The 15075-nt window shown below is 37.1% G+C and carries 15 protein-coding genes; 13 read left to right on the top strand and 2 right to left on the bottom strand.

What is annotated here, in order from left to right:
• Positions 1–37: 37 nt before the first annotated feature.
• Entirely contained in the window at positions 38–202 is a 165-nt protein-coding gene (locus N3I35_12965; GenBank protein ID MCX8130995.1) for a hypothetical protein, read from the bottom strand.
• 114 nt (positions 203–316) lie between these two features.
• A complete protein-coding gene (locus tag N3I35_12970) occupies positions 317–529 on the bottom strand; it encodes a hypothetical protein (protein ID MCX8130996.1) in 213 nt (70 codons plus the stop codon).
• 490 nt (positions 530–1019) lie between these two features.
• On the opposite strand from N3I35_12970, the gene N3I35_12975 reads away from it, so the two are divergent.
• From N3I35_12975 to N3I35_13035, 13 genes are all read left to right on the top strand, one after another.
• Positions 1020–2288, top strand: a complete 1269-nt coding sequence (locus N3I35_12975) for a stage II sporulation protein P (protein ID MCX8130997.1) — start codon at positions 1020–1022, stop codon at positions 2286–2288.
• A 140-nt stretch (positions 2289–2428) separates the two neighbouring features.
• Positions 2429–2710 carry a hypothetical protein gene (locus N3I35_12980; GenBank protein ID MCX8130998.1) on the top strand — a complete coding sequence of 94 codons (282 nt, stop codon included), beginning with the start codon at positions 2429–2431 and terminating at the stop codon, positions 2708–2710.
• A gap of 160 nt (positions 2711–2870) precedes the next feature.
• Positions 2871–4682, top strand: a complete 1812-nt coding sequence (gene lepA / locus N3I35_12985; GenBank protein ID MCX8130999.1) for a translation elongation factor 4 — start codon at positions 2871–2873, stop codon at positions 4680–4682.
• A 164-nt stretch (positions 4683–4846) separates the two neighbouring features.
• Positions 4847–5983: a radical SAM family heme chaperone HemW gene (hemW, locus tag N3I35_12990; GenBank protein MCX8131000.1), complete on the top strand. Its 1137-nt coding sequence runs from the start codon at positions 4847–4849 to the stop codon at positions 5981–5983.
• 173 nt (positions 5984–6156) lie between these two features.
• Positions 6157–7212, top strand: coding sequence for a heat-inducible transcriptional repressor HrcA (gene hrcA / locus N3I35_12995; GenBank protein ID MCX8131001.1), 1056 nt, complete (start codon positions 6157–6159; stop codon positions 7210–7212).
• Between the two features lie 46 nt (positions 7213–7258).
• A complete protein-coding gene (gene grpE, locus N3I35_13000) occupies positions 7259–7879 on the top strand; it encodes a nucleotide exchange factor GrpE (GenBank protein MCX8131002.1) in 621 nt (206 codons plus the stop codon).
• Positions 7880–8007: 128 nt separating this feature from the next.
• A complete protein-coding gene (gene dnaK / locus N3I35_13005) occupies positions 8008–9885 on the top strand; it encodes a molecular chaperone DnaK (GenBank protein ID MCX8131003.1) in 1878 nt (625 codons plus the stop codon).
• 309 nt (positions 9886–10194) lie between these two features.
• Entirely contained in the window at positions 10195–11340 is a 1146-nt protein-coding gene (dnaJ, locus tag N3I35_13010) for a molecular chaperone DnaJ (protein ID MCX8131004.1), read from the top strand.
• A 171-nt stretch (positions 11341–11511) separates the two neighbouring features.
• Positions 11512–12453, top strand: a complete 942-nt coding sequence (gene prmA, locus N3I35_13015; protein ID MCX8131005.1) for a 50S ribosomal protein L11 methyltransferase — start codon at positions 11512–11514, stop codon at positions 12451–12453.
• On the top strand, positions 12435–13178 hold the full coding sequence (locus tag N3I35_13020) for a 16S rRNA (uracil(1498)-N(3))-methyltransferase (GenBank protein ID MCX8131006.1): 744 nt from the start codon (positions 12435–12437) through the stop codon (positions 13176–13178). Before prmA ends, N3I35_13020 begins: the two co-directional genes overlap by 19 nt.
• Positions 13175–13546, top strand: coding sequence for a response regulator (locus N3I35_13025; GenBank protein ID MCX8131007.1), 372 nt, complete (start codon positions 13175–13177; stop codon positions 13544–13546). Before N3I35_13020 ends, N3I35_13025 begins: the two co-directional genes overlap by 4 nt.
• 302 nt (positions 13547–13848) lie before the next feature.
• Entirely contained in the window at positions 13849–14727 is an 879-nt protein-coding gene (locus N3I35_13030; protein MCX8131008.1) for a YicC family protein, read from the top strand.
• A gap of 54 nt (positions 14728–14781) precedes the next feature.
• Positions 14782–15066 (top strand): DUF370 domain-containing protein, encoded by a 285-nt coding sequence (locus N3I35_13035; protein MCX8131009.1) that lies wholly within the window; start codon positions 14782–14784, stop codon positions 15064–15066.
• Positions 15067–15075: the final 9 nt, after the last annotated feature.

The following is a 15075-nucleotide window of genomic DNA, read 5'->3' on the forward strand; positions in this document are numbered from 1 at the left end:
AGAATAAAAAAGAAATCACTTCACAGTGATTTCTTTTTTATCTGCCTGGTTTTTTTGCTTCAGACATATATTTCATTTTACCCTTTTTCCCTTTGGTTTTTGGACGAGCATCATATTTTTTGATAGACCTGTGCATCATGAAACCCAAGCCAACAAAGGTTAGTAACGTTACAATAATAATAATTACATTCGAACTACCCATAAAAATCTCCCTGTCATACATATCGTTTGATTTCAAAACTCTACCATGTTTCCACAAGGAAATATTATATAGGTTACTTCAGTTTAAATCAATAACATTTTTTTCTGTCCGGTTTTACAATATTTCCAAAAGATTATCAAAGCTATAGGTATACATATACGGATCACTTTTTTCCACCTTACTGAATTCTAAACCTGTAAGCAGGTTTTCGTGCCCGCAGCACTCGCAAAGAAAAGTCAGACCGCTAAGCTTGTAAACTTCTTCTGCAGGCAGGTTGAGGATAACAGAGGAACAGTTAAAGCAACTCAAGGTTTTAAAACTATACATAAAAAACCTCCTTTGAAATTGTAGCTTGATAAATACAGTTTATGGCGTGTACTACCAGGATTATGCTTTGAGTTTGTTCCTATAAATCTGTTCTAAGTCGAAATTAATATGAAACCTAAGAAAAAAGATAACTAACAGAAATACTAATTCAAAATATGAAAATTCTCGATAGAGAATCTAATGATAAAAAAGTGAATAAATATATTCTATAATAAAAAGTCATATACTTAAAGTGGTCGACAAAAAAAGACATAAATCGACAAAAAAATCATTTATATTTTCTTTTAGATTAAATCCGCTAATCTCACCCGAGGCATTCTGTTTAAAATGTCTGCTAGATTTAAATTGTCATAATAAATGATCAAAAAGAATATTTATTAAAAAGACCATAATTTAAGCATGTTTAGTATTTTGGTTGGGATTAGGGATTATACCTGTAATAGCCACGACTTTATACAAAACTTGTGCTTTATACACACCGGAGGAAAAGATGGACAAAAAGTACAAAAAAAACAAAAGCAGTTTCATATTTGGAATACTTAAGATTGTTTTTTTTATTATACTATCGGTATCAGCAATAATTGTTGGTATATTCAGCGGTGATGTCATTTCAAAATCCGATATTAAAATAGTAGAAGGCATAGATGTAGAGAACTTCAAGCTTACTCTTAACAAATCAATACCACTCATAGATACAATTTACAATAGCGGAAATACAAGTATTTCTATTTCTAATGAAATAAGAGGGATGATAAAGGCTATATTTGAACTTGACTTGAGCAATCCAATAACTATTTTGAATGCGCAGTCTCCCTTTTTATATAAATACTATAATAATGAATATCAGGCTTTGCTCAAACAGAAGGAGAAGGATATTGAAAGAGCTGATATTGAAAATGAGGGAAAAGATGAGACGGGTATTCCGGAAAACATTAGTGAAGATGAAAATATACCTGAGTATTTGGAAGATGAAAGCAGCATAACTTATGAGGGCGAAGACGAAAACAAAGAAGACAAAGTGATATCAGGTGAAAAAATTGCAATACATAATGAATCGAAAATGAAAATAGATATGAAACTAATAAGCAGTCTGCTAAAGGAGCGCTTGAAAATAAGTTTTAACAGGAAAGGACCCCAAATACTCATATACCATACGCATACAACTGAGGGATATTTAAAAAATCCCAAGGATGTAAACAAAAAAGGAATATCAAACAGAACCAGCGATACACGGTATAATGTTGTAAGAGTCGGCCAGGCTTTATATGAATCATTGCACAAGAAATATGATTTTAATGTAATACACAACGGCACAGTAAATGACTATGATTTTAACAGTGCATACAACACGGCATATAAAACTGTAAACAATATTTTAAGGGGTAATAAATCCATAAGGATTGTTTTTGACATACACCGGGATGGATTGAATGCAGAAAGGCCGAAGTTGCGCGTAACTTCCAGGATTAATGGAAAAACTGTTGCTAAAGTCATGTTTGTAGTAGGAACATCGAGCAGATTGAAACACCCGGAATGGAAGGAGAATTTTAAATTAGCACTCAAGATTCAGGAAAAGCTCAATACTTATTACCCTGGATTGGCAAGGCCTATTAACGTAAGCAGCAACAGGTATAACCAGCATGTTACCAATGGCGCCCTTATTATTGAAATAGGCGGAGACGGAAATACTGTTGAGGAATGTGTAGAAAGTACCAAATATCTATCAAGAGCAATCAGTGAGGTTTTAAGAAAGGATTAGAAGACAAGATTTAGCTCAAATTTACGAAGTTAGCCGGACAGAATAATTTACTATAAAGCTGTTAGTTACTCATTTCTATGGAGATAATAAATCATAGCATACTTATGTGCTGTGATTTATTTATTTGGGGTGTTATTGAGATGAATAGGGTAGAAAGGTTCAAAGTCGAAAGAAAATTCAGATTGAAGTGCACGCTGCTGATAGTGCTATTTCTCATATTGATACTGACCGGTATATGTGTTTCTGACTATTCAATAAATACACTTATGAAAAATGAAAAGAAAATATCGTTAATAACCGTGAAGCAAGAGGGGAGCTTCAATATGTCTGTAAGCATTATGAATATTGCTATACACCTGGATACTTCGTACTTTAGTAAGGACTTGAAAAAAATAAAAGAAAAGCTGAAGGAAATTCGTTAGGTGCCGCACTTCACCTTCTTAATCATATTGCAGCTCATGCCGTGCCATGTTATAATGTTATAGATTATGTTGAGGTGTAGCAAATCCCCAATAATCCTGATTTTCTAAAATAATACTTAAATATTACAAATATATTTAGTAAAGTAAGAGGTATGAATTGATGTCAAGCGAAAGACAAAAAAAAATACGTAATTTCTGTATAATTGCACATATTGACCATGGTAAGTCCACTCTGGCAGACAGGCTCCTTGAAAGAACCGGTGTATTGACTGAAAGGGAGATGGAAGAACAGGTGCTTGATAACATGGACATTGAGCGTGAACGTGGTATCACAATAAAATCCCAGCCTGTCCGAATGGTATACAAGTCGAATGACGGAGAAGAGTATATTTATAATCTTATAGATACTCCGGGACATGTTGACTTTAACTATGAGGTATCCCGAAGCATAGCTGCATGTGAGGGGGCAATACTGGTAGTGGATGCTGCTCAGGGTATTGAGGCTCAGACGTTGGCAAATGTATATCTCGCTTTGGAACATGATCTCGAGATTATGCCTGTAATTAACAAAATCGATTTGCCAAGTGCTCAGCCCGATCATGTAAAGAAGGAAATTGAGGATGTCATAGGTCTGGATGCAAGTGATGCGCCTGCTATCTCTGCAAAAAACGGAATAAACATAGAGGAAGTACTTGAAAAGGTAATAAATAAGGTGCCATGCCCAAACGGTGATGAGAACGCACCACTAAAAGCTTTAATATTTGATTCCTACTATGACAGCTATAAGGGTGTAATTGTTTATATCAGAGTAAAAGAGGGCAGTGTCAGGGTAGGCGACAACATAAAAATGATGTATACAGGTAAGGAATTTATTGTTACCGAAATAGGATACTTCAGACCCGGAACCCTTTCTCCCAGTGGAGAGCTTAAAGCCGGTGAAGTAGGTTATATTGCTGCCAGTATAAAAAACGTAAGGGATACCAGGGTAGGGGATACTGTCACTATCGCTGATAACCCTGCAAAAGAGCCACTGCCTGGATATAAGAAAGTAAACTCTATGGTTTTCTGTGGTATATACCCGGCAGATGGTGCGAAGTATGGGGATCTTAGAGATGCTCTGGAAAAGCTTCAGCTGAATGATGCGTCACTGACTTTTGAACCTGAGTCTTCTGTTGCTCTTGGTTTTGGTTTCAGATGCGGTTTTCTCGGATTACTTCATATGGAAATAATACAGGAACGTCTGGAGCGGGAATACAATCTTGACCTTGTGACAACTGCTCCCAGTGTTATTTATAAAATCACCAGAACTGATGGTGAAGTCCTGAATATAGATAACCCTACAAATCTGCCTCCACTGACAGAAGTTGAAATGATGGAGGAGCCTGTGGTAAAAGCTACCATTATGTCACCGACAGAGTATGTGGGGAATATAATGGAACTTTCACAAGAACGCCGTGGGATATACAAGGATATGTCCTATATAGATGAGGGAAGGGTAATTTTGACATATGAAATGCCTCTTAATGAAATTATCTATGATTTCTTTGATGCTCTCAAATCAAGGACGAAAGGGTATGCATCCTTAGATTATGAACTTTTAGGATATAAGGAATCCGACCTGGTAAAGTTGGATATTCTTCTGAATAATGAGATAGTTGATGCTCTTTCATTCATAGTCCATAAGGATAAAGCTTATACAAGAGGAAGGAAAATGGCTGAAAAGCTTAAAGAGTCAATACCGAGGCAGATGTTCGAAATACCTATACAAGCATGTATCGGTGGAAAGATAATCGCGAGGGAGACAGTAAAAGCATTTAGAAAAGACGTGCTTGCAAAGTGTTATGGAGGAGACATTACCAGAAAGAAGAAGCTTCTTGAGAAGCAAAAAGAAGGTAAAAAGCGTATGCGCCAGGTCGGAAGTGTAGAGGTTCCGCAGGAAGCATTCATGAGTGTTTTAAAACTTGATACGTAACTGATACAATTAACATAAAAATACAGGAACGATTCCTAATGTATTAATAAAAACTCGGATGTTTTTGAAGTATAAATGAGGACATAGATAAGGTTTTGCATAAATCTGTCTATGTTCTCTTTATATAAGTCTCTTTTAGATATATTTTAAATTTGGAGATAGCTATGAAGAATGTGATTGGTTTATATATTCATATACCATTTTGTATGTCTAAGTGCCATTATTGCGATTTTAACTCCTTTTCGGGAATGGAGGGAAGTATCCCTGGTTATTTTGACGCATTGAAAAAAGAGATTTGCTTATATGAGGATATGCTGAAGGATTATGAAATAAAGACCGTTTTTATTGGTGGAGGTACACCTTCTTATGTACATGAATCGTATATTGTGGAAGTAATGAACTTATGCAATGAAAAACTTAACATATGTGAAAATGGAGAAATAAGTATAGAGTCCAATCCTGGAACACTTGATCCCCACAAGCTATCCGCTTATCGGAAAGCAGGGGTTAACAGGCTTAGTATAGGCCTTCAGGCGCGTCAGGATCACATTCTGAAAAGAATAGGAAGAATCCACTGCTCCGGAGATTTTGACATTAGTTTTTATAATGCAAGGGAAGCAGGTTTCAAAAATATAAATACAGATCTGATATTTGGATTACCCGGACAGAAGTTGAGTGACTGGAAAGAGACTATAGAATCGATAGTTGGGCTGGGAGTTGAGCATGTATCATGTTACAGCCTTAAAATTGAAGAAGGCACCGTGTTTGGAAATATGCTTGATATTGGGGAAATAAGCTATATCGATGATGAACTGGACAGAGAGATGTACTCTAGGGCTGTGGAATATCTTACGTCAAACGGATACAGGCATTATGAAATATCAAACTTTGCAAAGCCGGGGTTTGAATGCAGACACAATCTTGTATACTGGAATGCAGAACCTTATATTGGAGTAGGTGCTGGTGCACATTCTTATTTTCAGGGTAAACGGACAAACAACATCAATTCAGTAGAAGAGTACGTAAAAAGTATCGGAAAGGGTGAAATCCCTGGTGAAAATACTGGATATATTAATAAGGATGACGAGATTTCAGAGTATATGATACTTGGGCTAAGGCTCATAGAAGGTGTCAGCGCAAAGAAGTTTTTTAAAAGATTTGATACGGATATATTCGATAAATACGGAAAACGCTTAGATAAGCTGGTTAAGGATGGACTTCTGGATGTTGAGGAGGATAAAATCAGACTTACAACAAAAGGACTGGACCTTGCAAACAGGGTATTCGTTGAATTTATATAAACGGCGGAAGAGTGTATGCGCTGGCATTTCCTCAAATTGACTTACTTGTATATTTGACTTTCAAAATACAAATAATATCCATAAAAACTACTTGACAAAAAAAATATCAGATGGTATTTTTAAATTAGAATTAGCACTCGTTAATAGTGAGTGCTAACAAAGGGGTGTAAAAGATGTTTTTAGATGATAGGAAAATGAGCATACTTAAGGCTATTATCGACGACTACATCGACACTGCAGAGCCTATCGGATCAAGAACCATTGCAAGGAAACACGAGCTAGGATTGAGTTCGGCCACCATAAGGAATGAAATGGCTGACTTAGAAGAAATGGGCTATCTTGCTCAGCCGCATACTTCCGCAGGAAGGATTCCGTCCGATAAAGGATATAGGTTATATGTCGACCAATTGATGAAAGCAAGAGAATTAAGTTCTGAAGAAATCGATAACATAAGAAGAGCTATGGAAGTAAAAATCAATGAGCTGAATCAATTGATGAAGCAAGCTTCCAGTGTTATGTCGAAGATAACCAAGTATACTTCGATGGCAATAACTCCCCAGATGAAAACGAGTATTCTGAAAGCAATTCAGGTTGTACCCATTGAGACAGGAAAAGCACTTGTTATTGTTGTAACCAATACGGGAGTAGTAAGAAACGGATTGATAAAGGTAGCGGACAATATTTCACCTGACTTCCTTATCAAGGTATCCAACATACTCAATAATAAACTTGCAGGACTTACTATAGAGCAGATTAACCTGCCTATTATAAAGGAAATTGAATACGAAATGGGGACATATAAGGAAATACTTATACCTATTTTGGATAGTGTAGCAGATTGCATAACCCAGATAGATGAACTGGAAGTATACCTTGACGGAGCTACCAACATTTTCAATTATCCCGAATTCAGGGATGTAATGAAAGCCAGAGAGTTTCTGAACGTACTGGATGAGAAAGAAATTCTATGCAGGCTGCTGAAAAGCAACAACTTCAACAATAAAGGAATAACAATACAGATAGGTACTGAAAACGATCTGCAGGAAATAAAGGAATGCAGCCTTGTAACAACGACGTACAGTCTGGGGGATCTGATTATCGGTTCCATAGGAATAATAGGGCCTACAAGAATGGAATACGGCAGAGTGATTTCTGCAATGAATTATATCAGGGAAAAGATAAATCAGGAGATTAACAGATTGGTTTGTGGAGATTTAAATGATGTATAGATACTTTTAGTTATCAACTTTATACAGGAGGGTGAAGGACAGCGTAATGAAAAATCAGAACAAAAAAGAAGATAAGGCTAATAACCTTAATGAGCAGACGACAAATCCGGAAAATGTAAGTATGGATAATAATGTATGTGAAGAAAATAACGGTAATAGTGAAGAATGTACCTTTAATGAAAATCAGGATTTTGCAGCAATGAAGATACAACTTAAAGAAAAAACAAAGAAGTGTGAAGAATATATGGGTATGGCCCAAAGGATGGCTGCAGAATTTGATAATTACAAAAAAAGGACTGCTAAGGAAAAGGAGGCGTTGTATTCAGATACTGTAGGGGAGGTTATTTCAGCATTACTGCCTGTAGTAGATAATTTTGAAAGAGCTATTCTTGCAGCGGGTAAGGAAGATGATCCGAATAAAGCTGACGTGATGGCATTAAAAAATGGGATAGACATGGTATTCAGGCAGATGAAAGATGTTATGAAAAATCTGGGTGTTGAAGAGATTAAGTGTGTCGGTGAGCAGTTTGATCCTCAGCTGCATAACGCTGTTATGCATGTGGAAGATGAGACCCAAGGCGAAAATGTAGTAGTGGAAGAATTTCAAAAAGGCTATATGATAAAGGAAAAAGTTATAAGACATAGTATGGTGAAAGTAGCAAACTAGAAGAAAAATTGCCTATAGTTGATGGTTAAGTATTATAAGTTTGCATACTCGCTTACTGCATACCGTTTTCTATAAGCATAAACTATAAAATCTAATGAACAGAGTAAAATGTAGGAGGTATATAAAAGATGGCAAAGGTAATTGGTATAGATTTAGGTACAACTAACTCTTGTGTAGCGGTAATGGAAGGTGGAGAACCTGTAGTAATACCTAATGCGGAAGGAAATAGAACAACTCCGTCTGTAGTTGCATTTTCGAAAACGGGTGAAAGGCTTGTAGGTCAGGTCGCAAAAAGACAGGCAATTACAAACCCTGAAAGAACAGTAATATCAATCAAAAGAGACATGGGTACTGACAGAAAAGTAAAAATTGACGATAAGCAGTTTACTCCACAGGAGATTTCTGCAATGATATTACAGAAACTAAAAGCTGACGCGGAAGCTTATCTCGGTGAAACTGTAACACAGGCTGTAATAACAGTACCTGCTTACTTCAGTGATTCACAAAGACAAGCTACAAAGGATGCAGGTAAAATTGCAGGACTCGAAGTGCTCAGAATAGTGAATGAACCTACAGCTGCTGCACTTGCATACGGCCTTGACAAAGAAACTGATCAGAAGATAATGGTTTATGACCTGGGTGGAGGAACGTTTGACGTTTCAATTCTTGAAATAGGTGACGGTGTATTTGAGGTTCTCGCAACAAATGGTAATAACAGACTTGGTGGAGACGATTTTGACGAAAGAGTAATGGAGTACCTGGTAGACACATTTAAGAAAGAAAACGGAATAGATCTGAAAAATGACAAGATGGCCATGCAGAGGTTGAAGGAAGCTGCAGAAAAGGCTAAGATTGAGCTTTCGGGAGTAACAACTACAAATGTAAACCTTCCTTTTATAACAGCCGATGCAACAGGCCCAAAACATCTTGATGTTACATTGACAAAAGCTAAATTTGATGAGTTGACTGCAGACCTTGTAGAAAAAACTATGGGACCTACCAGACAGGCAATGCAGGATGCAGGACTGACTCCTGAAAAAATAGATAAGATACTCCTGGTTGGTGGTTCTACTAGAATACCTGCTGTACAGGAAGCAGTAAAAAAATATCTTGGAAAAGAACCTTTCAAAGGAATAAACCCTGATGAGTGTGTTGCTATAGGTGCTGCAATCCAGGCAGGGGTACTTACCGGAGAAGTTAAGGATTTATTGCTGCTGGATGTTACTCCGCTGTCACTTGGAATCGAGACTCTTGGAGGAGTATTTACGAAACTTATTGAGAGAAATACTACAATACCTTCAAAGAAGAGCCAGATTTTCTCGACTGCGGCTGATGGACAAACAAGCGTTGAGATTCATGTGCTGCAGGGCGAAAGAGAAATGGCTGCTTACAACAAAACTCTTGGAAGATTCCAGCTTACAGGCATACCACCGGCACCAAGGGGTGTTCCACAGATAGAAGTTACCTTTGACATAGATGCAAACGGTATCGCGCACGTATCTGCAAAAGATCTGGGAACAGGAAATGAGCAGAAAGTAACTATTACAGCATCAACAAATCTTTCAGATTCAGAAATAGATAAAGCTGTCAAAGAAGCAGAAAAATTTGCAGCTGATGATAAGAAAAGAAAAGAAGAGATAGAAATAAGAAATAATGCAGATTCAATGGTTTATCAGTCAGAAAAAACTATTAAGGATTTGGGTGACAAATTAGGTGCTGATGATAAGACAAAGATTGAATCTGAAGTTAACAATGTAAAAGAAGCCCTGAAAGGAACTGATACAGAAGTTATTAAAAAGGCTACAGAAGCTTTGACACAAGCGTTCTATGACATATCTGCAAAGATATACCAGCAGAATCCGGGTGCACACGGTAACCCAGGAGCAGGATTTGATCCTAATGCCGGAGCTAACCCTGGAGCAGGATTCAACCCGGGAGCAGGCGCAGGTGGAGCTGAAAATGTTTATGATGCTGATTATAAGGTTGTAGACGACGATAAGAAATAACTAAAAACGTGACACATCGGACTACGCACGATGCAGACAGTACAATGTTTTAAGGCTTATTGAAGTGCTTACTAAATAGCCAATAGCAGGCCAAAGTCATGTAAATGGCTTTGGCTTGTTTGATGGTTATAATGTACTATGGGGTTAACAATATAAGAATATAGTAGTATAATGTATAATGGTGTGTCAGAAAGCATTGTTTTTTAGAGATTTCTGACGAGGTTTTAATTATTTTATGAGGGCATTCCAATGATTTGATATATGGTATATGTTTACGGTGTGTTCCTCAATACTAAAGGAGTTGATTGGATGGCAAACAAAAGGGATTATTATGAAGTCCTTGGTGTTGAAAAAAATGCATCCGATAGTGATATAAAGAAGGCTTATAGAAAGCTTGCCAAGCAGTATCATCCTGATGTCAATCCTGATGATAAAGTGGCTGAAGCAAAATTCAAAGAAGTTAATGAAGCCTATCAGATTTTAAGCGACTCACAAAAAAGAGCTCAGTATGACCAGTTCGGACACGCAGGTACCGATCCAAACGGCTTCGGAGGATACGGCGGTGGATTCGGTGATTTTGACTTCGGTGGTATAGGCGATATATTTGAGACTTTCTTTGGGGGTTCAGGCTTCGGAGGTAGATCTGCCAAAAATAAAAATGGTCCTCAAAAGGGTGCAGATTTAAAATATGGAATGGAGATTGCTTTTGAAGAAGCTGCTTTTGGAGTAGAAAGAGAAATCACTATCAATAGGATGGAAAACTGTACGTCTTGCTCAGGTTCAGGCTCGAAGCCAGGGACCTCACCGACTACCTGTAAGCATTGTAATGGAACGGGCCAGGTTCAATACAAACAAAGTACACCTTTTGGACAGTTTGTAAACATAAAGGCATGTGATGTTTGCCGTGGTGAAGGAAAGGTAATAACTGATCCATGTAATACATGTAATGGTAAGGGTAAGATCAGGAAAAGTGTAAAAATAAAGATTAATGTTCCTGCCGGAATAGATGACGGGCAAACCATATCACTTAGAGGAGAAGGCGAACCGGGATCAAAAGGCGGTCCTTCGGGAGATCTGTTCATAACAATAAGGGTTAAGGCGCACTCATTGTTCCAACGTCAGGGAAACGACGTTGTATGCGATATTCCTATCACCTTCGTCCAAGCAGCACTGGGAGCAGAGCTTGAAGTACCTACTCTTGACGGCAAAGTAAAATATTCAATACCTGAGGGGACACAGACAGGGTCTGTATTCCGTCTGAGGAGTAAGGGAATTCCTTTTCTCAGAGGAAATGGCCGAGGCGACCAGTATGTAAAAGTTAATGTTGAAGTTCCAAAGAAACTTAACGAAAGACAGAAAGAAATATTAAAGGAGTTTGCTGAAATAAGTGGTGATGATCACCATGAGCAAAGGAAAAGCTTTTTTAATAAAATGAAAGATGCGTTAGGAATGTAGGCGCTTTTAGCGTGAGTAATAAGCCATGGGCTATGGGAGATATGACATAACTCATGGCAAAATTTTATTTATAGGTTAAGTTTGGCATTACATTAGTGAGAATCTTAATTTTACATGCTCACATAATCCTGTGCCTGTAGCCGACAAACTGATGTTTGATGGAGGAAACAAATGAAGTGGCTTGAAATTAGAATAATAACTACTGAAGAAGCAAGCGATGCAATTTCGGAAATGCTGACCTCAATTGGAGCAGGTGGTGTTGCAATAGAAGACCCAAATGAAATCAGAAGAGAAATATCAAAACCAAACTCTCTTGATTATGCAGATGAGGAATTTATGAACAGTCTTGGGGTAGATGTAATTATTAAATCATATTTTCCGGGAAATCTGAATATAACGGAGTTGGTTGAGCTTATTAAGGAGAAAATAAGTTTCATATCCGCTTTTCTAGAGACAGGGCATGGTTATGACGGGTATACAGAAGTGGATGATGAAGACTGGTCTACTGCATGGAAAAAGTATTACAAACCGGTACACATATCTGAAAGTGTTGTAATAAAACCTTCTTGGGAAAGCTATACTGCAAAGGAAGGAGAAATAACAGTTGAGCTGGATCCCGGTATGGCCTTTGGTACGGGAACACATGAAACAACAATGATGTGCGCGCAGCTTCTCGAAGAGTACATAAAACAAGGTGATAAGGTACTTGATATAGGCTGTGGTACGGGCATACTTGCAATAATTGCATCCAAGCTTGGAGCTGAGGGGATAACTGCAGTGGATATAGATGAAGTTGCAGTCAAGGTGACAAAGGAAAACTGTCAGCTTAACGATGTATACAATGTAAATGTATTTAGGGGTGTTTTGGATGACATCGAGAGACAAAAGGCGGATATTGTAGTAGCAAATATAATAGCAAATGTTATAATTGACATTTCAAAAACAATACCGTATTATGTAAAGGCAAATGCCTATTTTATTACTTCAGGTATAATCAGAGAAAGAAAACAGGAAGTAATGGACAGTTATTTACAACTAGGTTTTAGCTGCGAAAAGACTCTGGAAATCGGTGAATGGGTGGCGATGGTGTTCAAATGCCAAAATTCTTTATAGAAAAAGAGAATATCTCCGGTAACTATATATACATATACGGAGATGATGTTAATCATATAAGGCGAGTATTAAGGCTAAAATGCGGTGATAATATAATAGTATGTGATGGAAATGGGTACGATTATGATGTTAGGATCGAGTGTTTTGAACAGGAAGCTGTAAAAACGAGTATCGTAAGTACTAGTGCCAATATTTCCGAACCCCCGGTGGATGTTACCCTTTTTCAGGGTATACCCAAATCAGACAAAATGGACTTTATTATTCAAAAAAGTGTGGAATTGGGAGTAAACCGAATTATTCCGGTTAGCACAGAAAGAACCGTAGTTAGAATCGACAGTAAAAAGGATGCAGAAAGTAAAGTATCGAGATGGCAAAGGATAGCACTGGAAGCAGCTAAACAATGCAATAGGGGTGCAATACCCCAAATCAGCTTTCCCATATCGTATCTGGAAAGCCTTGATTTGGCAAAGCAGGCTGATTTGGCGATAATACCATATGAAAAAGAAACAGGAAACGGTTTAAGGGTGTTGATCAAAGAAAAAAACATAAAAAAACTTTCTATATTGATTGGCCCAGAAGGAGGCTTTTCCGAAAAGGAAATAGAAAATGCCATAAGATACGGAATTAATCCTGTAACTCTGGGGCCAAGAATATTAAGGACTGAGACTGCCGGGATTGCCGTGATTTCAATACTGATGTATGAACTGGGGGATATTGGGAAATGAAAAACCTCACATTTGTAATAGTTGATGACGCAATATTTATGCGTACATTATTAAAAAAGATGATAGAGGAAGTTGAAACATACAAAGTCGTAGGAGAAGGATCCAATGGTTATGAAGCTATTCAGCAGGCAAAAAGTCTGAAGCCCGATATTATGACACTGGATATTACTATGCCTGAAATGGATGGTATTAAAGCTGTACAGGAGGTGCTTAAAGTCAGTCCGGAAACCAAGATTCTGATGGTTTCAGCTATGGGACAGCAATCCATGGTAATAGAGGCAATAAAACTGGGAGCCAGGGATTTTGTAGTAAAGCCGTTTGAGAAATCAAGGGTTTTGCAAGCTATAAAGAATATAATTTCTACATAATTAAAAACTACAGGGATTTTTCATTTATTCCTGTAGTTTTATTATTTATTCTTAACAATACAAAAAATAGAGTAAATCAAAGAAAATAAGTAAAAATTATATAAAATTTAAAAAAATGGCCTTTAAATTATTCAAAGTTGTGTTATAATAGTAAATGCTTAGCTAGGGAAATTTTGTAACCTGATTTGGCAAGGATCCCGGAAAAAAGAAAAATAACTTGCTGATAAGGCCAGCTTATAAATTTGTAAATGATAAGTGGCCTTGTTTATTATAAAATTCCTAAAAAAGGATGATTACATTATATGATAAAGAGTATGACCGGTTTTGGAAGAGGCGAATATCAGGAAGAAGGTAAGGAATTCCTTGTAGAGATAAAAACAGTAAATCACAGGTATAGTGATATTTTTGTTAAGATGCCAAGACAGATATCCTTCCTTGAAGATAAAGTACGCGAAATAGTTGGAAAGAGTATTTCTAGGGGCAAGGTTGATGTTTATATTTCATATGAGGATTACAGTGATGATTCAAAGAATGTATTATTTGATGAACCTTTGGCAAAAACTTATATTAAAGCTTTGGAAACACTGAGAGAAAAATATAATTTGAAAGATGACATAACAGTTTCTTTAGTTGCCAGATTCCCTGATGTCCTAAGAGTTGAAAAGAACGAGGAGGATGGAGAGAAGATATGGCTTCTATTGAAAAAGGCACTTGAAAAGGCTGTTGAGTCCCTTCTTGTTATGCGTCAGAATGAGGGGAAGGAGCTAAAGAATAATTTGCTTGAAAGAGCAAATTATATTGAAGAAATATTGAAGAAAATTACCGAGCGTTCCCCGAATGTTGTAAAGGAATATAGGATCAAGTTGGAAAACAGGTTAAAGGAGCTGCTGGAGCAGCAAACTGTAGATGAAAGCAGGATGGCAACTGAAGTTGCGATTTTTGCCGATAGATGCAGTATCGACGAGGAGATTGTAAGGCTCGGAAGTCATATAAGCCAGCTTAGAGAAGCTTTGAATATGGAGCAGCCTGTAGGTAGAAAACTTGATTTCTTAATACAGGAAATGAACAGAGAAATAAACACTATTGGTTCAAAAGCCAATGATTTGGTTATAACAAAACATGTGGTTGAAATAAAAAGTGAACTTGAAAAAGTAAGAGAGCAAATCCAGAATATTGAATAGTATTTGAGTAATTATTAACACTTACAAGAAAAGCAATTTAAGGAGGAAAGACAAATGAAACTGATAAATATAGGATTTGGCAATATAGTCTCAGCAAACAGGCTTGTAGCTATAGTCAGTCCCGAGTCGGCACCTATAAAAAGAATAATTCAGGAAGCAAGGGACCGTGGCATGCTTATAGACGCTACTTATGGAAGAAGAACAAGAGCTGTAATAATTACAGACAGTGACCATATTATTTTGTCTGCGGTACAGCCTGAGACAGTTGCACATAGGTTGAATGTAAAAGATACGGATACGGAACCTGACGTTGAAGAAGATGAAGATACTAATGAATAGGGGAATTAG

The organism is Clostridia bacterium (assembly GCA_026414765.1).
GTDB lineage: Bacteria > Bacillota > Clostridia > Acetivibrionales > DSM-27016 > SKW86.